Origin of the sequence: Paralcaligenes sp. KSB-10, assembly GCF_021266465.1 — a bacterium.
Lineage (GTDB): Bacteria > Pseudomonadota > Gammaproteobacteria > Burkholderiales > Burkholderiaceae_B.
In genome coordinates this window covers 1,226,873-1,244,749 of sequence record NZ_CP089848.1, presented here as the reverse complement: position 1 = coordinate 1,244,749, position 17,877 = coordinate 1,226,873, and the positions used below count along the sequence as shown (strand labels likewise).

Annotated in this window: 14 protein-coding genes; 2 read left to right on the top strand and 12 right to left on the bottom strand. The window is 58.2% G+C overall.

Annotated features, from left to right (window positions below; all coding sequences use genetic code 11):
- Positions 1–10: 10 nt before the first annotated feature.
- The 12 genes from LSG25_RS05725 to LSG25_RS05670 all read right to left on the bottom strand — a co-directional run bounded on the left by LSG25_RS05725 (position 11) and on the right by LSG25_RS05670 (position 15,705).
- Complete coding sequence (locus LSG25_RS05725; protein WP_232743736.1) at positions 11–1,264, bottom strand: ATP-binding protein; 1,254 nt, start codon at positions 1,262–1,264, stop codon at positions 11–13.
- Between the two features lie 1,589 nt (positions 1,265–2,853).
- Positions 2,854–3,063 (bottom strand): cold-shock protein, encoded by a 210-nt coding sequence (locus tag LSG25_RS05720; RefSeq protein ID WP_232743735.1) that lies wholly within the window; start codon positions 3,061–3,063, stop codon positions 2,854–2,856.
- Positions 3,064–3,306: 243 nt separating this feature from the next.
- A complete protein-coding gene (locus LSG25_RS05715) occupies positions 3,307–4,503 on the bottom strand; it encodes a M20 aminoacylase family protein (RefSeq protein WP_232743734.1) in 1,197 nt (398 codons plus the stop codon).
- A gap of 26 nt (positions 4,504–4,529) precedes the next feature.
- A complete protein-coding gene (locus LSG25_RS05710; protein ID WP_232743733.1) occupies positions 4,530–5,921 on the bottom strand; it encodes a M20 family metallopeptidase in 1,392 nt (463 codons plus the stop codon).
- Complete coding sequence (locus LSG25_RS05705) at positions 5,918–6,892, bottom strand: ABC transporter ATP-binding protein (protein WP_232743732.1); 975 nt, start codon at positions 6,890–6,892, stop codon at positions 5,918–5,920. The genes LSG25_RS05710 and LSG25_RS05705 overlap by 4 nt, the downstream gene beginning before the upstream one ends.
- The gene (locus LSG25_RS05700) at positions 6,889–7,866 is read right to left on the bottom strand and encodes an ABC transporter ATP-binding protein (protein ID WP_232743731.1); all 978 of its coding nucleotides are present in this window, start codon (positions 7,864–7,866) and stop codon (positions 6,889–6,891) included. Before LSG25_RS05700 ends, LSG25_RS05705 begins: the two co-directional genes overlap by 4 nt.
- Positions 7,867–7,870: 4 nt before the next feature.
- A complete protein-coding gene (locus LSG25_RS05695; RefSeq protein WP_232743730.1) occupies positions 7,871–8,776 on the bottom strand; it encodes an ABC transporter permease in 906 nt (301 codons plus the stop codon).
- Positions 8,777–8,778: 2 nt separating this feature from the next.
- A complete protein-coding gene (locus LSG25_RS05690; RefSeq protein WP_232743729.1) occupies positions 8,779–9,696 on the bottom strand; it encodes an ABC transporter permease in 918 nt (305 codons plus the stop codon).
- A gap of 200 nt (positions 9,697–9,896) precedes the next feature.
- Positions 9,897–11,441 (bottom strand): ABC transporter substrate-binding protein, encoded by a 1,545-nt coding sequence (locus LSG25_RS05685; RefSeq protein ID WP_232743728.1) that lies wholly within the window; start codon positions 11,439–11,441, stop codon positions 9,897–9,899.
- Positions 11,442–11,651: 210 nt separating this feature from the next.
- Positions 11,652–12,737 (bottom strand): ABC transporter ATP-binding protein, encoded by a 1,086-nt coding sequence (locus tag LSG25_RS05680; protein WP_232743727.1) that lies wholly within the window; start codon positions 12,735–12,737, stop codon positions 11,652–11,654.
- Positions 12,730–14,499: an iron ABC transporter permease gene (locus LSG25_RS05675; protein ID WP_232744580.1), complete on the bottom strand. Its 1,770-nt coding sequence runs from the start codon at positions 14,497–14,499 to the stop codon at positions 12,730–12,732. Before LSG25_RS05675 ends, LSG25_RS05680 begins: the two co-directional genes overlap by 8 nt.
- A 111-nt stretch (positions 14,500–14,610) precedes the next feature.
- Complete coding sequence (locus LSG25_RS05670; protein WP_232743726.1) at positions 14,611–15,705, bottom strand: ABC transporter substrate-binding protein; 1,095 nt, start codon at positions 15,703–15,705, stop codon at positions 14,611–14,613.
- Between the two features lie 220 nt (positions 15,706–15,925).
- Between LSG25_RS05670 and LSG25_RS05665 the strand changes: the two genes are divergently transcribed.
- Positions 15,926–17,362: a carotenoid oxygenase family protein gene (locus LSG25_RS05665; protein ID WP_232743725.1), complete on the top strand. Its 1,437-nt coding sequence runs from the start codon at positions 15,926–15,928 to the stop codon at positions 17,360–17,362.
- Between the two features lie 16 nt (positions 17,363–17,378).
- A complete protein-coding gene (locus LSG25_RS05660) occupies positions 17,379–17,852 on the top strand; it encodes a DUF2141 domain-containing protein (protein ID WP_232743724.1) in 474 nt (157 codons plus the stop codon).
- Positions 17,853–17,877 lie beyond the last annotated feature (25 nt).

The window sequence follows — 17,877 nt, the reverse complement described above, 5'->3', positions numbered from 1 at the left end:
ATTTGTTCTCCTAGATATCAAGTAGATCGATGTGCCTTATGGGTAACCAGACCCTGAACTGCGAGCCTTTCCCCGGGGTGCTGAAAACTTCTATGCGGCCGTGATGCTTTTGAACGATGCTGTAAGAAAGGGAGAGTCCCAGTCCTGTGCCGGAGCCCACCGGCTTGGTTGTAAAGAACAGGTCGAAAACCCTGCTTGCCGTGGCTTTATCCATCCCACAGCCTGTATCTTCTATGTCTATCCGCACCCATGGCTCCTCATGCCTGGTTCTGATCGTGATCGTCCCAAAATTGTCAATGGATTGAGCGGCGTTAAGCAGAAGATTCAGGAGTACCTGATTGATTTGCGATGCGTTGCATTCGACTTTTGGCAACTGGGCGTAGTCTTTGATTATTTTTGCTTTATATTTGAGCTCGTTGTTGGCGACATTAAGAGTGGTGTCGATCCCGCGGTGCAGGTCCTCCAGGCGAAACACGTCTTCATCGATATGGGAAAAATCCTTGAGCGTCGTAATAATCTTTTTTACCCGATCGATGCCTTCTTCGGATTCCACGATAAGCGCTTCAATATCGCCCCGGATATAGTCGTACTCCAATGTCCGTTTTAACTGGCGCAGGTCGTTTATGCTTTCGGTATCGTCGATGGCATCGATAATCTTGAGCATGTCCTGCATGTAGCCGGCCAGTGCTTTAAGGTTGGAAAAGACATACCCGATCGGGTTGTTGATTTCGTGCGCGACACCTGCCGCCAGTTGCCCGATTCCCGCGAGCTTTTCAGACTGCAGAAGATGATTGTTGGCGCGTTCCAGTTTCTTTTGCAGGCGAAGCTGCGATGCGTGCGTGGACTGCAGCTGGTGGATAGCCGCAACAAGCCCTCGATAAAATAATTCTGTTTCCTCCGGATCGTAAAACAGCAGAGCGTGGTGCCGGCCGGGGGCCTGTTCTCCCAGGGGAAAACATATCAGGCCTCGGGGTTGCCGGTTCTGCGGCGATACGGCATTCAGGCTGATTTCGCTTATGTCCGGATTTTCATTCGTGCTGTGTCCTGCCGCCAGGCCTTCCAGGTTTTCCGCCTGTATGCTGCGGAAAGCCTCGCCATTGACTGCGGGAATGACAGACAAAAAATCCTGATTCAGCACGGTTTCCAGTGTCTGGCCGGACCATTGGAGCATGGGGGGGTTCATATGCTTGATTGCGCCATATTGATCCAATATGACCAGACCCAAGGGGAGGGCGTCGTCCAGGGCAATGAGCATATTTTGCATAGATGAATTGTTTCCCGGCATTGTTATAGTGGCGTCGCAGTAGGCGCCTGAGTCTCGTGGTACTTGTTGCGGCAAGCGAAACTACTAGGCCACCCGCCTGGCAAATTCTGGCTTTTTTGTGCTGCTCTGTGACGCCCTTCATAATCGCTGCGATGGGAACGGTTGCGCGATATTGGCGTACTGCCCCCCTGTTTCGAGTGATCTCGTGCGGTGTCGGCATAAGGTCGTACTCGACTGCGCTGGTATGAGCCAACTGCAGCAATGTAGTACTGAAGTTACAAGCAGCTGCCTGTTCAATGCAGGCGTAAGCCCCTGCTGCCTGGCGACCTCTCGACAGCCTCGGGTCTTGTAGTAATGAGGCTGACCGTAGCCGTGATGTTCGAGAGAAAATTTGTAGGGAATATCGTACCTTACAGGCACCGGTCTAGAAACAAAGATTCAAGGTTTAGTATCTTAATGATATACATTGTTAATAAAATGCAACATTTTTGGAGCGTATTTTATAGCTTGAACGAGCTTCTGAGCATTTTTGATTCGGCTGTTTATGGGATTCGGTGTTTTGGTCGCTTTGGTATTTACGGTTTTGGTATTTAAAGACGCCGTCTATCGGGGCTTGGGGTCAGGACCGGCACGGCGTGCTTGATCCGGATCTACCTCGTCCAGGCGGGCGTCGGGCGAACTCGCTACGCCCCGCGGTGCGGGGCTCCGCTCAAACACGCCCGACGACTACCCCCGCCTTCCCTACGGTAGCATCCGGCGCACGCCTTACGCCGGTCCTGACCCCAAGCCCCGATAGACGGCTCACATTGCGGCATGCCTAGAACGATTGCCTGGAATGGTGCACCTGGAACGGTGTGCCTGGAAGGATAGACGGCGTGTGGAGACGGCCTGCCTGGAATTAATGTGCTTGCACCTACCGTTAATGGGTCTGCGGCTATAGAACCGTTAACGTGCCCGCACTCATGCCTCTATCGAGTGGCTACTACACCACGCTGTGCCGAACCCTAGATTTACTAAGCGCCCGACGCTTCAACGTAGCCTGTGATTGGCTAAACGCGGCTTCCCCAATGTATACCTCTATGCATTTCCTCAACGCGAGCCGCAGGGTGGGTGGTGCTGTGCAGTCCGGCGGTAGTCCAGCGCCGGGTGCTGACGAAGGGAAGGCGGGGGCTGTCGGCGGGCCCTGTTTGAGCCTGGCCTCGCGAGGCCAGGCGAGTTGGCCCGACGCCCGCCTGGACGAGGCAGACCCGGGCAGTCGGGGTGCGTAGCACCACGACCGCTGGACGTGCCGGACTGCACAGCACCGCCCACCCTGCGGCGTCTTTATAGAACTACCATCGCACCCACACAGACTACACAGCAACGCACAGCCCAAAGCCATCGTTCAAGCCAGTACAGGCAGCCCAAAGCACAACCCAAGCCTAAAAACAGCTTAAAACGAAAACCACTGAAACGCATCCATTGCCGTATACACACTCGAACCAAAAATGCCCCAGAAGCTATGTGTCGTGTTGCAGCACTGCTGCGCTCAAGAACGTTGCCCATAAAAAAAGCCCACCATGCGGTGGGCTTTTTCGAACATTCCGTGTTTAGACGGACTGGATGTTCTTGGCTTGGGGGCCTTTGGGGCCTTCAGCTACTTCGAAGGAAACCCGCTGGTTTTCTTCGAGCGATTTGAAGCCGGTGCCGACGATGTCGGTGTGGTGGGCGAACAGATCTTTGCCGCCCGACTCAGGAGTGATAAAGCCGAAGCCTTTTTCGTTGTTGAACCATTTAACGATACCAGTTTCTGTTTTCATTTTTGCAACCTTTAAAATTACGAGCACGATACTCTAGGGGAGACTATCAAGGTGTGAAGGTTTGAGCAAAAAAGTACTGTTTCTGGTACTGGCTTGTACTAATTTCAACGAACTTGAAAATCTATTCGGCAATGTAGCCTTATCGAAGACGAAAGTCTAGGCCGAATGCGCTCTATTATAGGTTTTTTTTGAGTGATCGACACAGAAAGACCGTTATGCCCATCCTGACGGCCTGTTTTTCCGCTATACCTGTGTCTCCTGCCCGAGAAAACGTTCCACCAGCCTTGCCCAGTACGCGGCGCCAACGGTGAGGTTGTCGTCCGTGAAATCGTACGAAGCGTTGTGCAGCATGGGGCTGTGTTCGCCATTGCCCAAACGCAGGAAACAGCCGGGCTTGTGCTGCAGGTAATAGGCGAAATCTTCGCTGCCGGTGATGGGGCCGAAAGGCGCGATTACCCGCGCGGGGCCGACGAGTTCTTCGGCTATGCCCCGGGCGAATTCGGTTTCGGCTTCGCTATTGACCACGACAGGGTAGCCTTGCCGATAGTCGATATCCACGCTGCCGCCATAGCCCTGTACGTGCAGCGTGACCAGTTCGGTAATACGCTGCTGCAGTTTTTTCCGCACATCGGCGCTGAAGGAGCGCACGCTCAAGCCCATTGTGGCGGATTCGGGGATAACGTTGGGCGCGATACCGGCATTCAATGTACCGATTGTGACGATGGCGGTTTGCGTAGGGTCGATATTGCGCGACACGACGCTTTGCAGCGCCATGACCAGGCTGCCGGCGATCAGCACCGGATCGACGGCCAGATGGGGGCGCGCCGCGTGGCCGCCGCGGCCGTGAATCGTGATCTTGACCGTATCGGAGGCCGCCATGAAGGGGCCGCTGCCGAACATGAAGGTGCCCACTGGATATCCGGGATGGTTGTGCAGGCCGAAGATGGCGTCGCACGGAAAGCGCTCGAACAGCCCGTCGGCAATCATTTGCTGGGCTCCGCTATCGCGCCCGGCTTCTTCCGCTGGTTGGAACACCAGGTGTACCGTGCCGGAAAAATTCCGCTTTTGGGCAAGATGGCGGGCCGCACCCAGCAGCATGGTGGTGTGGCCATCGTGTCCGCACGCGTGCATCCGGCCGGCATGGCGGCTGGCGTAGGGCAGCTTGGTTTCTTCCTGGATGGGTAGCGCGTCCATATCGGCGCGCACACTGACACTGCGTGCCCCCTTGCCCAGTTTCAGCGTTCCCACGACGCCATGTCCGCCGACTTTGCGTGTAACCTGGTAGCCCCATTCTTCCAGGCGCGACGCGACCAGCTCGGCGGTATCCACCTCGTGAAATGAAAGTTCCGGGTTGTGATGCAAATGATGGCGGGTTTGTGTGAGAAAACCGGCTGAATCGATCAGGTCGTCGACCTGGCTGTAGCGGGTGTGGATGGTCATGAAAGCTTTACCTTTGAGTCGTCGCGTCAAGCCTGTTTCGGTGTTTTGCCGGCGCCCATGTCCCAATACAGGCCCGTCATGATGCTCAGGCCTTCGCGCAATATGGCGGGCGGCAAGTGTTCATTGGGCGCATGCTGCGAGCAGCCTGGGTAGGAGTGCGGTACCCACACGGTGCGCAAGCCCAGTATATCCGTGAAAATGTCGTTGGGCAGCGAGCCCCCCAGATTAGGCAGCACGGCCGGCTTTTTGCTACTGGTTTGGGCGATCGAGGCCACGGCCCATTGCACCCATGGATCTTCAGGATCGATGCGCGTGGCCTGGAACTTGCCTTCTCGATTCGGCTCGGCCTTGACCATGGGAAAGCCTTGCCGGTCCAGGTGGCGGCGCAGGGCGGGCAGAATATCGTCGGGATCGATTCCCACTACAAAGCGCAGTTGGCAACGCGCCCAGGCTCGTGGAGGAATGGCATTGACAGGGGTTTCCGGGTTGCCTGTCTTGTAGGCCAGAACCTCGAAAGAGCACCAGCCGAATACTCGTTCGGCCGGCGACAATCCGGCCTCGCCCCACCAGGGTTCGATCTCGGGGCCGTCGGTTCCTCCGTCGACTTCGCAATCGGCCAGCGCACGGCGTACGGACGCGGGCAGTTTTTCGGGAACCCATTCGGGGATGCGGATCTGCCCGGTGGGCGATACGATGCTGGCTATGGCGTGTGCCAGCTGAATGCCGGGGTTGGAGATCAGGCCTCCCCAATTGCCGGAATGATGCCCGCCCTTGCGTGCCTCGATGGTCAGATCGAAATTCATGCTGCCGCGTGAGCCCAGGAATACGGTAGGGCGCTCAATGCCAAGGCGCGGTCCGTCGGAGGCCAGCAGCAAATCGGCCTTGAACAGGTCTTTGTTGTTTTCGCACAGCTCGCGCAGGCCGGGGGAACCGGTTTCCTCGCCCATTTCTATCAGGTATTTGGCGTTGAAACCCAGTTTGCCGCGTGTTTCGAGAACGGTGCGCAGGGCTTCCATATTGACTGAGTGCTGGCCTTTGTTGTCGGCGATGCCGCGCCCGTACCAGCGGCCTTCGGAGGCCGTGAGCGTCCAGGGTGAGAGAGCATCCTTCCATTCGGGATCAAGACCGCGTATCACGTCTCCGTGCCCGTAGCCGAAGACCGTGGGCAGGCTTGGGTCTTCGAGCCGCTGGGCAAACAGGAACGGCGCCTTGGCCTTGGGATGTGTCAGGATCTGGCAGGCGAAGCCCATGGCTTCGAAAGCGGGGCGCATCTCGGTCTCGAGGTAGCTCGCCAGTATGGGTTGGCGTTCGGGATTCTGGCTTTCGGTGGGAATGGCGATGCGGCGGGCCAGGGTTTCCTGGAACTTGCCGGAATCGAAATGCTGCTGGGCGTTGGCAATGGCTTGAGCGCGGCTCATGATGTTTGTCCTGAAGTAATAGGCGGATATAGATGGCAGGCCACTTTGCCTTGCTCATACGAGATAAGGTCCGGCCTCTGGCTGCTGCACTGAAGCAGTTTTTGCGGGCAGCGCGGATAAAAGGAGCAGCCGGTCGGAGGATTTAGCGGATCTGGAAAGGCCAGGCCCAGGCCGATATCCGGAATGCCCAGGCCGGGTTCGGGCGTCAGCACCGAGGCCAGCAAAGCCTGGGTATACGGGTGGCGAGGCTTGTGGAACAAAGCGGCCGTGTCGGCCTGCTCCACGACGCGCCCCAGATACATGACCGCAACGTGAGTGGCAATGTGCTCGACGACGGCCAGGTTGTGGCTGATAAATACGTAGGTCAGTCCGAACTCGCGGCGCAGGTCGAGCAGAAGATTGAGGATCTGGGCTTGTACCGATACGTCCAGGGCCGAGGTGGGCTCATCGCAGATCACGATTTCGGGGCTCATTACCAAGGCTCGGGCGATGGCGACACGCTGGCGCTGTCCGCCGGACAACTGGCCGGGCGTATGGTCGGCGTAACGCGCCGGAAGCCCTACGCGTTCGAGCATCTCGATGGCCTTGCCGCGCCGCTCGGCGGCGGTTCCTATATGGTGGACTTCGAGCGGCAGAGCCACGATCGAAGCGATGCTGCGCCGCGGATTGAGCGACGAATAGGGATCCTGGAACACGGGCTGCACGCGTCGCGCCAGCTTGCGGCGATCCAGGCTGAGTATGTCTTGCCCATCGAGGGTAATGCGGCCGGTGCTGGAAGGCAGCAGGCCGAGCAGCATGCGGGCCAGGGTCGATTTGCCGCAGCCCGATTCGCCCACAATGGCCAGGACATCGCCGCGATTGAGGCTGAGGTCTACGCCGTTGACCGCATGCAGGGTGCGGCGCGGCTGGAACATGCTGCCGCCCACGCGAAAGGTACGCGTCAGGCCGTGGGCCTGCAGTAGTGCGCTCATGCCGTGGCTCCGTTCAGGATGCAGCGCCAGCTGTGGTCGGGCGGCGAGCCGTGCACGGGGATTGTCGCACCGCAGATGTCTTGCGCATGGGGGCAGCGGTCGCGAAAACCGCAGCCGTGGAATTGGCCGATGAGGGATGGAACCACGCCCGGTATGGTCCCCAGCCTGCCGCCAGGTTCGGTACGGCCCGGGATGGGTATGCAGCCGAGCAGGCCCTGCGTGTAGGGATGGCGTGGATTGGCGAATAGTTCGCGGGCGGTGCCTTCTTCGACGATTTCGCCCGCGTACATGACCGCCACACGGTGCGCGATGCGCGCCACCACCCCCAGGTCGTGGGTGATGAGTATCATGGCGATACCCAGGTCCTTTTGTATGTCGGCCAGCAGCCGCAGGATTTGCGCCTGTATGGTGACATCCAGCGCCGTGCTGGGCTCGTCGGCAATCAGCAGTTCGGGGTTGCACATGAGCGCCATGGCAATCATGACGCGTTGCCGCAAACCTCCTGATAATTGGTGCGGGTACTGGCCCAGACGTTCGGCCGCCGAGGTAATGCCGACTTTCCCCAGGAGATCGATGGCCCGCTCGCGGGCCTCGGTTGCGCTGCTGTTGCGGTGGTGCAGATAGGGTTCCATCAACTGGTTGCCTATGGTGTAGGCCGGGTTGAGGGCGGTCATGGGTTCCTGGAAGATCATGGCCATTTTATTGCCGCGCAGGGCATTGATGCGTTTTTTCCCCGCCTTGCCGAGGTCTTCACCCAGGAAGGAAAGGCTTTGCGCGCGGCGTTCGGCCGTCTTGGGCAACAGGCTCATGAGGGCCAGCGAGGTCATCGATTTGCCGCAGCCCGATTCGCCCACGATACAGAGCGTTTCGCCGCGCCGGACCTGGAACGACACGTTGCGCACCGCATGCAGGGTGCCGCGTGCTGTTGGAATATCGACCTCCAGGTTTTGGACATCCAGGACAATATCAGTCATATCGTCAGGCTCTCCCTTCGGGCGAGAGCAGATCGTGCAGCCCGTCGCCGGCCAGATTGATGGAAAAAATCAGCAGGGCCAGCGCGCTGCCCGGCAAGGCGATAAGCCAGAATGAAAAGAACATATAGGATTTGGCTTCTGAGATCATCAGCCCCCAGGACGGCAGGGGAGGCTGTACGCCCAGGCCCAGGAAGGACAGTGCGGCTTCAAGCAGTATGGCGCTGGCGGCTTCCAGGGTGGCGATAACGATAAGGTGAGGCATTACGTTGGGCAGAACCTCTGTGAGCAGGATGCGCGTGGTCGAGGCTCCGGCGGATTTGGCGGCTGCCACGTAATCCAGTGAGCACACTTGCTGCGTGGCGCTGCGCATGACCACGGCAAACCGGTCCCATTTGAGCAGGCCGAGCACGATGATGACGACCCACAAGGAGCTGCCGACTATGGCCACGGTGGCCAGCGCCACCAGGATCACCGGCATCGACAGACGGGTAGTAACCAGGAACGAGACGAACATATCCATCTTGCCGCCGAAGTATCCGGCCAGCATGCCTATGGTCGTGCCGATAAGGCCGGAGATCAGCGCCACGCTGGCGCCGATCAGCAGTGAAATACGTGCGCCGTAAAACAGGCGGGAAAGATAGTCGCGGCCGAGGGGGTCGGTGCCCAGGGGGTGCAGCCAACTTCCTTTGGCGTACCAGACCGGAGGCACGGTTCGATGAATCAGATCCTGTGAATAGGGGTCGTGCGGCGACAGCCATGGAGCGAAAACGGCGATCAGGAAAATCAGCAGCAGCAGGCCGCCGCCAACGGTAAAGGCCTTGTTGCGCCAGGCCCGGCGCCAGAACCCTTTGGTGGAGGTTGGGGCGGCGGCAAGGCTCACAGGGACGTCGAGCAAGGTGCTTGTGCTCATGGTCAGGCTACCCGGATGCGTGGATCAAGCCAGGCGTTGGCGATATCGGACGCCAGAGTCAGCACCACGTAAATCACCGATAGCAGGAGAACGATCAGTTGCATGACCGGGAAGTCCTTGTAGGTGATGCTCTGGTAGGCCAGATAGCCTAGCCCATCCAGAGCGAAGATGGTCTCGACGACGACTGAGCCGCCCAGCAGGAAACCCAGCTGTACGGCAGTGAGCGCCACGACCGGTACGACCGCGTTGCGCAGCGCGTGCTTGAAAATGACGCTGCCTGTCGACAGCCCTTTGGCGCGGGCGGTCCGGATGTAGTCGGCCTCGAGCACTTCGATCATGCCGGCGCGGATCAGGCGCATGAAGGCCGGTGCAACGTAATAGCCCAGTGCGACGGCGGGCATGACGAAATGCTGCCAGGTACCGCTGCCCGATACAGGCAGGATGCGCAGCGATATCGAGAAGAGCATGATCAGGAGCAATGCAAAGAAGAAATTGGGCAGGGCCTGGCCCACCACAGCGATGGCCAGGCAAAGCCGGTCTATCCAGCTGTTTTTGTAAATGGCGGCCAGAACTCCCAGCGGGATTGAAATGGACAGGGCCACGGCCAGGGCGGCGACGCCGAGAATCAGTGTGGTTTGCAGCTTCTCGAATATGAGCGGACCGGCGGGCGTCTTGAAATAGATCGAATTGCCGAAATCGCCGTGCAGTATTTTGCCCAGCCAATCCAGGTACTGTATGGGCAAGGGCCGGTCAAAGCCGTAGGTATGGCGTATCAGGTCGATATCGGCCTGCCGCGCACCTTCACCGGCAATTGCCAGGGCCGGGTCGCCCGACAGGCGCAACAGCAGGAAGGCGATGATCGATACGGTCAGCCCCACCAGTATTGCCAGTGCCAGCCGTTTCAGGATGTATGCAAACATGTTTCTAGTTCTCCGTACTGCCTTTTGAAGCAGGGCGCCCACAAGGGGCGCCCCTACATCGTGATTCCTTGATTTCCAAGACGGTCTTTACTAATCCGCAACTCCTTCGTTTGCAGGGGCGGCCCTTGTGGATGCCCGACAGGTGGGAAGCGCCATGCCATTGCCGGGGCACCCTTGTGGATGCCCCTGGCGTGCGCCATTTACTTCCAGCTCATTTCCCAGAAGCGAACCAGTTCATCGGGGTAAGCCTTGAACGACAAGTCCTTGTTCGCCACGTAATACACCGGCAGAGACCACAGCGGAACGCCGTAGGCCTGATCGGCGATGCGGGTCAGCGCCTTTTTATAGGCGTCTTTGCGGACCTGGGGATCGACCGAATTATTCCCTTTGTCGAGCCATTCCTTGACCTGTTTGTCTTGTGTGACGTCGTCTTTGCCACCGCCATAGAAGACGGGCGTGGAAGCGGACACGTCGTTGACCGAGAAGGAGCCCCAGGTTTGATTGATGAGTTCGGACTTATTGGCGCGATTCATGTCGCGCATGGCCGCGTACTGCAGGAAGTTCAGCTTGGCCTTGATGCCCACGGCTTGCAGGTAGTTGATGATGGCTTCAACCTGGCTGCGCTCCCGGTAGGCGAGGATGCTGATATTGAATCCGTTGGGAAAGCCCGCCTCGGCCAGCAGCTTTTTGGACAATGCCGGATCGTAGGTGTAGCGCGGCGCACCCTCGTCGGTGCAGCCGAACTGCGACGGGAAGCACATGGTGTTGAGTACGCGCGAGCCGGCGCCGACGATGTTCTTGGCGATGGTTTCGCGGTCGATTGCGTGAATGATCGCTTTGCGTACACGGATGTCTTTCAGTTCCTTGGCTGCCGGGGCGCCATCCTGCATGTTCATTTGCAGGAACGAAATACGCATGGTTTCACCGCTGACGACTTGCAGCGTTGGTACCTGGGCGGCCTGCTCAGCCTGGTCTTTAGGCACATACATGATGAAATCCACGCCCGAGGACAGGGCTTCGGCCATCTGGGTCTGGCGGTCCGGGATGAAACGGATTTCAATTTTTCCTATCTTGGCATGGGCCTTGGGCGAATCGGCGAAATAATGCGGATTGCGCACCAGCGTAATGGATTTGCCCGGCGTGTATTGCGACACCATGTAAGGCCCAGTGCCGACCGGCTTGGCGTTCATGCCCTGGGGGCCGACTTCCTTGTAGTATTTGGCAGGGTGTATGACGACCGGACCCGCCAGGTATTCGATGGCCGCCGGGAAGACCCCTTTGGTGGTAAGGCGCACCTTGTATTTGCCGAGCTTTTCCGCCTTGGCAATCCAGTTGACGTTCTGCTGGGTGGTTACCTTGTTGTTGGGATCGGCAATGAAGTTCAGCGTATACACGACGGAGTCTGCGTCGAAGTCTTCACCGTTATGGAACTTGATGCCCTGGCGCAGTTCGAAATCGATGGTGTGGTCATCGACCTGCTTCCAGCTTTTCGCGAGCAGGCCCTTGTATTCGTTGGTTTCCGGGTCGCGATAGATCAGCGTATCCCAGACGTTGGCGCCGATGATGACGCCGATGCGCACATTATTGAAATAGGGGTCCACGCTTTCCGGCGCCTGGTCGTAGGCAAAGCGCACGGTGTCGTCTTTTTTGTTGGCCAGGGCCGGGCTGCTCAGGGCCATCAAGCCGCTCATCAGAGCACACGCGGCAAGGCGTGTTAACAGGCTTCCAGTTTTTAGAATATCCATAATGTCCCCTAAAAGGTAGATGTGCGCATTCCGCGTCTGGGTTTTCACATGTGGTCTGACCACTTCTGGCCATTTAACTATAGACCTCAACTAGTTTGCTCTTGTGGTTTACCCTAAATCGCCATGACAGAAACAGGCGCAGGGGTGTGTTGTACAAACCCCAGCGCCTGCTTCCAGGTGCTTGATCGTCGCAATGGTCCCGCATGGCGATCAGGTTTTGGAAGGGAACACCCAAACCTGACCTTCAGGCAGTACCAGATGGTAGTCGCCAGGAGTGCGGCTGGCCGCGCCGTAGGCCCGCAGAGCCAGGGCCTGGGCCGGATTGTCGTTCGCTGCCCGGAACAGATATTCCCATCGATCCCCGAGGTACATATTGGTTAGCAAGGGCATTGCCAGGCTGTTGTCGACAGCGTTTTCGGACAGTTGCACTTGTTCGACGCGGATTACTGCCACGGCATCGTTGCCGCTTTCGAGGCCTTGCCCCGCCTTGCCCCACAAGGACCAGCCCGGGCCTTCGATGCGGGCTCGGCCATCTTGTATCTGGCTGACGCGGCCCTGCAAGCGGTTGTTGCTGCCCATGAATTCGGCACAAAACAAGGTAGTGGGGGCGCCGTACATTTCCTGGGGCGTGCCTTGCTGTTCGATTTTTCCGTTGTTCAGCAGCAATATGCGGTCGGATATCGCCATTGCCTCGCTCTGGTCGTGAGTAACCATCAAGGCGGAGAGGCCCAGCCGCATGATGAGTTCGCGCAGGAAGGCACGGGCTTCTTCGCGCAGTTTGGCATCCAGATTCGATAGCGGCTCGTCGAGCAGCAGTACCGGGGGGTTATAGACCAGGGCCCGGCCGATTGCCACCCGCTGTTGTTGGCCGCCCGACAGTTCGTGCGGATGGCGCTGGCCTAAATGGCCCAGGCCCAGTTGGTCCAGCACGGTTTGCACTCGTTCGCGTAATTCGGCGCCTGCAACCTTGCGCAGCTTCAGCGGGTAAGCCACGTTTTCAAATACGGTTTTATGAGGCCATAGGGCGTAGGACTGGAATACCAGTCCGAGATCACGGAATTCGGCGGCGACCTCTGTGCCTGCGACGCTATCGAACATGACGCGTTCATTGATGGTGATGCGTCCTTGCTTGGCGGCTTCCAGGCCGGCGACGGCTCGCAGCAATGTTGTTTTGCCGCTGCCCGAAGGGCCGAGCAGCGAAACGACTTCGCCGCGCCGCAATTCCATGGATACACCCTTGAGCACCGGATTGGTGCCGTAGTCGAGATGCAGGTTTTCAACCGTGAGTTCAATCATGAAGCTTTACTCCGAATCGCAAGGCCACGCCCAGGCCGGCCACCACCAGGACAATATTGATAAAAGACAAGGCGGCCACGATGTCGATGGCACCCGAGGCCCATAGGGAAACCAGCATGGAGCCTATGGTTTCGGTGCCGGGCGACAGCAGGTATACGCCGGTAGAGTATTCGCGCTCGAAAATCAGGAACATCAGCAGCCACGAACCGATCAGGCCGTAGCGCGCCAGCGGAATGGTGACATGGCGCGTGATTTGCGCGCGTGTTGCCCCCGTGCTGCGGGCGGCTTCTTCGAGTTCGGGCGCCACTTGCAATAGAGTGGATGAAATCAGCCGCAGGCCATAGGCCATCCACACCACCGAATAGGCGAGCCAGACGCTGAAGATGGTGGAGCGCAGGCCGCGCAGGCTTTCGATGACGTTGTCGCGCAGCCATTGGGCCATGGGCAGTACCGAGAGCCAGCCGTCATCCAGCGAGTTGTCCAGCAGCATGGGCACGAACAGGAAGACCCATAAGAAGGCCAGGCCGGCCAGCAGGCCGGGCACGGCGCGCGGCACCAGCACGCTGTAGTCCATGAAACGGGTGATGCCATCGGGCTTGCGATGCATGGCCAGGCCGATGGCTGTATAGCAGGCCACAGCCAGGGCACCGCCCACCACGCCTATGGCAATCGAGTTGACAATGGCGCGCATCAGGGTGGGTTGCGAGAGTATGGTGCGAAATGCCTCTACCGACAGTACGTCGAATAGCGAGACGCCCATTCCCCAGTTGGAGACGAACGAGCGCAGGAAAACGCCGGCCAGCGGTACCACTACGGCGAGCAGCAACCAGAAAACAACGACCGCGCCCGCCAGCCAGCGCCATCTCCCCAGGGGCAAGGGCCGCGCGCGCGAAGCCTTGCCCTTGAGTGTCACGTAGCGGTTGGCGGAACGCATGAGCCGGCGCTGCAGCATCACCAGCGGAATCGTGAAGGCAATAAGAACTACGGCAACCGCCGCCATCAGGTGGTAGGAAGGGGTGCCCAGCTTGTTGGTGAGTTTGTACAGATAGGTGGACATCACCAGATGGCCTTCGGGGTCGCCCAGCACCAGCATCAGGCCGAATACTTCCAGGCCCAGGAAGAACAGCAGCACCGATGCGTACAGCATGGCGGGGCGCACCATGGGCAGGCTGACCGACATCATGACTTGCAGGGGCCTGGCGCCGGCAATCCGCGCGGCTTCTTCAACGTCGGAGCCCATGCTGCGCAGTGCCGAAGAGATATAGAGGTAGGCGTAGGGGACGTGAGTCAGCCCGGCAATGATGACAATGGTGCCAAGGGAATAGATGTTCCAGGGGACGAAGCCAAAGAGGTCTTTTGCCCACAGCGAGAAGAAGCCGACAGGGCCGGCGGCCACCACGTAGCCGAATCCCAGGACCATGGGCGATACGAATACCGGCACGAGTATCAGCGGCTCGATCCAGCGGCGCCCCGAGAGATCGGTGCGGATCATGAGGAAGGCCAGCATTCCTCCCAGCGGCACGGCAATGATGAAAAGCCCGAACGCCAGAATGAAGCCGCTTGTAAGCGCCTTCAGAAAGTCGGGATCGGCGAAAATGAAACGAAAAGCCTCAAGCCCCACATGCTTGGACGGCATAAAAAAGGGCGCCGACAGGAAGCTCTGATAAATAATCAGCGACAGCGGTACATAAATTGCCAGTGCGGTAATAACTACGACTACGCCGCGTGGCAGCGATTGCCATTTTGTGCGCAAGGAATGCATGGGAGCCCCCGTGTTTTTCGATCCCGCAGGGGTACCCATGTGGGCGCCCCTGCACATGCCACCTTTTGTTCGAGGCACAAAGGGCGGCCACAAGGGCCGCCCCCGGTTAGCTTACTTGCCCGCGGCGGTGCGCCATTGCTTGATGAACGCAAGGCGCTTGTCTTGTTGCAAATAGTCGAGCAGGGATTCGTTGACCGGAATGGGCTTGAGGGATTTGCCCAGTTTCTTGGTCATGCCGTCGACATCGTTGTCGCCATCGATGTCATCGCGCACCGACGCCAGGTCTGCCTTGTTGGCCAATACATCCTGGCCGCGCTTGGACAGCAGGTAGTCGAGCCATAGCTTGGCGGCGTTCTTGTGCTTGGCCTTCTTGCTGATAAAGGCAACGCGCGACAGTACCAAGGTGTAGTCGGTAGGATAGGCTACGCCGATCGACGGATCTTTTTTGGCGCGTGTTTCGGCATAGGAACCAAGGATGTTGTAGCCGATCAGGTTTTCACCCGAAGAGACCCGTTCCATCATGGTGCCGGTGGACGACTGTACCACCAGGCCCGCTTTGCCCACGTCGCGGACGAAATCGAAGTATTTCGGATTATCGAGGTTGTCTTGTACGGCGAACATGAATCCCACCGCGGATTTCTCGATGTCGTAGGTGGTGACTTTGTTCTTGAAGCGGTCGACCTGGCTGCTGACCAGTTTGGCCAGCGCGGCGTGCGTGGTGGGAACTTCTTCTTTTTTGATCAGGCGCTTGTTGTAGATGAATACCGCAGGTTCATAGGTGGTGCCGTAGGCCTTGTCTTTCCAGACCGACCAGGAGGGCACCTTGGCTATTTCCTGGGATTTGTACGCCAGGGCGTAGTCGACAGCCAGTTTCAGGGCGGAATCCATGGACGAGCTCCAGACGATGTCGCCGCTGGCGCCGCCCGCTGCCTGTTCGCTGATGTAGCGGTTGTAGATTTCGGTGCTGTTCATGTCGTTGTATTCGACTTTGACGCCTGGATAGAGCTTTTCAAAGTCTTTCACGACGGGGTTGGCCGCTTTGGTGTCGGTGGTGGAATACACGACTACCTTGCCTTCCTTGTTGGCGCCATCGATGAGCTTCTGATAATCGGCCGGATAGCCTGCCGGCACCTGGGCCAGGGCGGTTCCGGTTACAACGGCAAAGGCGGCAGCGCACGCGGCCGCCAGACGTGATGGTCGTAGCATAAGTCTTCTCCTGTAGATTTTTATAAAGGGATAGTGAATTCCCGTTCCCGTGGCTATGATAGAGGAGCCGGCGATTTATGGCTACTGCCATGTTTGCGCCCGGCAGCCGAAGCGCTCTCGAACGGTGCTCGATTCGTTGACACGTTTGGATCCGCATTTGGCGGGAATCCGGCTTAATATGAGGCGTTTTCGTAGCTGTTTGATGACGGGGAGAAACCTCATGACGCACAGTGAAAACACCGATACCAGCCCGGCGTGGCTGTCCGGGCTGGCAAGCTCCATGACGGTGGAGCACGATTACTACGCGCAAGTCGAAGGGCAGTTGCCGGCGGCCTTGCAAGGTACTCTTTACCGCAATGGCCCCGGCCGTTTCGATCTGGGCGGCGTGCGCAAGCAGCATTTGCTGGACGGCGATGGAATGATCCAGGCTTTCGACTTTCAAGACGGCAGGGTAAGGTACCGCAATCGTTTCGTGCGCACCGAGAAATATCTTGCCGAGGAACAGGCCGGACACCTGAGCCTGCCTACCTGGACGACGAGGGCGCCGGGCGGTGTCCTGAAAAACATGGGCAATCGCATCAAGTCGCAGGCCGGAGTCACGGCAGTGGTCAAGCATGGCTGCCTGTATGCCTTTGACGAGGTCGGGCTGCCTTATGGCCTGGATCTGCAAACGCTGGATACGCTGGGCGAACAGCAGCTTGGCCCGCCCGGTACGCATATCGACTACAAGGCCCATACCAAAACCGATCCCAAAACCGGTGCCTGGCTGTTGCTGGGTATTGAAAACGGGCCGCGCATGCATCTGCACCTTGCCGAGCATTCCGTGGATGGTGCTTTGCTGCGCCATCAGCGTATTGCGGCGCCGCGATCCTTTTATATTCACGACTGGTTTGCCACGGAACACTATGCGCTGGTGCTGCTGCATCCGGTCAAGCTTTCTCTTGCAAAGTTCTTGAGCGGCTGGGCCAGCTTTACGGACAGTCTGCAGTGGAAGCCCGAACTCGGGAATTTGCTCCTGGTGATAGACCGCGAGGGTATCAAGGCCCCAATCGTACTGGAAACCTCGGCATGTTTCATGTGGCACAGTGTGAATGCCTTTGAAATGAAGGATTCCATCATCGCCGATTTTGTAGGCTACGACGAGCCCGATCATTTTCTCGGCTCCAATGCCGCGTTCAAGGCGATCATGCAAAAAAGGCAGGGCGAGCAGAATTATTCCGGCACGGTACGGCGCTATTTGATCAATCTCGAGCAAAAACAGATTACCGAAGACGTGCTGAGCCAGGAAAACCATGAGTTTCCCATTGTCAATCCTCGGCTAGCCTGTTACCGCAGCCGCTACGGATATTTCTCCACGGCATCGCACAGCACGGCTTTCCATAACGGCCTGGCCAGGCTGGACCTGGACACCGGCAAGCGCGATGCCGTCCACCTGGGCGGCGATTATCATCTGGGCGAACCGATATTCGTGCCCGATGGCGTGGCGGCCGACGAACCGGGCTGGCTGCTTTCCTTGGGCCTGGACGGTAAATCCGGGCATTCCTTTTTAGGTATTTTTCGTGCCGAACGCCTCGCCGACGGGCCGGTGGCCAGGGTGTTGCTGAATCATTCCACCCCGCTCAGTTTTCATGGCTGGTGGCATCGGCGCCCAGTTTGAAACCAAGGAGAATCTCATGCGCAGGAATTCAGTGTTTTGGTCGTTCGGCCGCACGGCATCTCGTGTGCGTTTGCCGATTCTGCTGTTTGCGCTTTGCTGGCCATCCATTGTCCTGGCGGCTAAGCTGACAGTCGAAGTTTCAGGCCTGCATAATGTACAAGGGAAGGTGGCGGTTGCCGTATTTGCAAGTGCCGAGGGTTTTCCGAAAGACGATTCCAAGGCGATACGGCGGGCGATGCTGCCTATAGATGGCGCATCGCATTCGGCGAAAACTGTTTTTTCGGACATTGCCCCGGGCACGTACGCTATTGCCGCCTTCCACGATGACAACAATAGCGGCAAGCTTGAAACCAATTTTTTTGGCGTGCCGAAAAAAGGCTACGGCTTTTCAAACAACCCCAGACCAAAGATGCGTGCGGCCAATTTTGATGAGGCCCGTTTTACGGTTCCAGCCGAAGGGGCGAGTGTCGGAATTCAGTTGCAGTATTGAGTCGTGAATACTTTTCGCTATTTTA

Excerpts from the sequence above, each read along its gene's own strand:
- LSG25_RS05725 (WP_232743736.1), bottom strand. The coding sequence starts at position 1,264 with ATGCAAAATATGCTCATTGCCCTGGACGACGCCCTCCCCTTGGGTCTG.
- LSG25_RS05720 (WP_232743735.1), bottom strand. The coding sequence starts at position 3,063 with ATGAAAACAGAAACTGGTATCGTTAAATGGTTCAACAACGAAAAAGGC.
- LSG25_RS05715 (WP_232743734.1), bottom strand. The coding sequence starts at position 4,503 with ATGACCATCCACACCCGCTACAGCCAGGTCGACGACCTGATCGATTCA.
- LSG25_RS05710 (WP_232743733.1), bottom strand. The coding sequence starts at position 5,921 with ATGAGCCGCGCTCAAGCCATTGCCAACGCCCAGCAGCATTTCGATTCC.
- LSG25_RS05705 (WP_232743732.1), bottom strand. The coding sequence starts at position 6,892 with ATGAGCGCACTACTGCAGGCCCACGGCCTGACGCGTACCTTTCGCGTG.
- LSG25_RS05700 (WP_232743731.1), bottom strand. The coding sequence starts at position 7,866 with ATGACTGATATTGTCCTGGATGTCCAAAACCTGGAGGTCGATATTCCA.
- LSG25_RS05695 (WP_232743730.1), bottom strand. The coding sequence starts at position 8,776 with ATGAGCACAAGCACCTTGCTCGACGTCCCTGTGAGCCTTGCCGCCGCC.
- LSG25_RS05690 (WP_232743729.1), bottom strand. The coding sequence starts at position 9,696 with ATGTTTGCATACATCCTGAAACGGCTGGCACTGGCAATACTGGTGGGG.
- LSG25_RS05685 (WP_232743728.1), bottom strand. The coding sequence starts at position 11,441 with ATGGATATTCTAAAAACTGGAAGCCTGTTAACACGCCTTGCCGCGTGT.
- LSG25_RS05680 (WP_232743727.1), bottom strand. The coding sequence starts at position 12,737 with ATGATTGAACTCACGGTTGAAAACCTGCATCTCGACTACGGCACCAAT.
- LSG25_RS05675 (WP_232744580.1), bottom strand. The coding sequence starts at position 14,499 with ATGCATTCCTTGCGCACAAAATGGCAATCGCTGCCACGCGGCGTAGTC.
- LSG25_RS05670 (WP_232743726.1), bottom strand. The coding sequence starts at position 15,705 with ATGCTACGACCATCACGTCTGGCGGCCGCGTGCGCTGCCGCCTTTGCC.
- LSG25_RS05665 (WP_232743725.1), top strand. The coding sequence starts at position 15,926 with ATGACGCACAGTGAAAACACCGATACCAGCCCGGCGTGGCTGTCCGGG.
- LSG25_RS05660 (WP_232743724.1), top strand. The coding sequence starts at position 17,379 with ATGCGCAGGAATTCAGTGTTTTGGTCGTTCGGCCGCACGGCATCTCGT.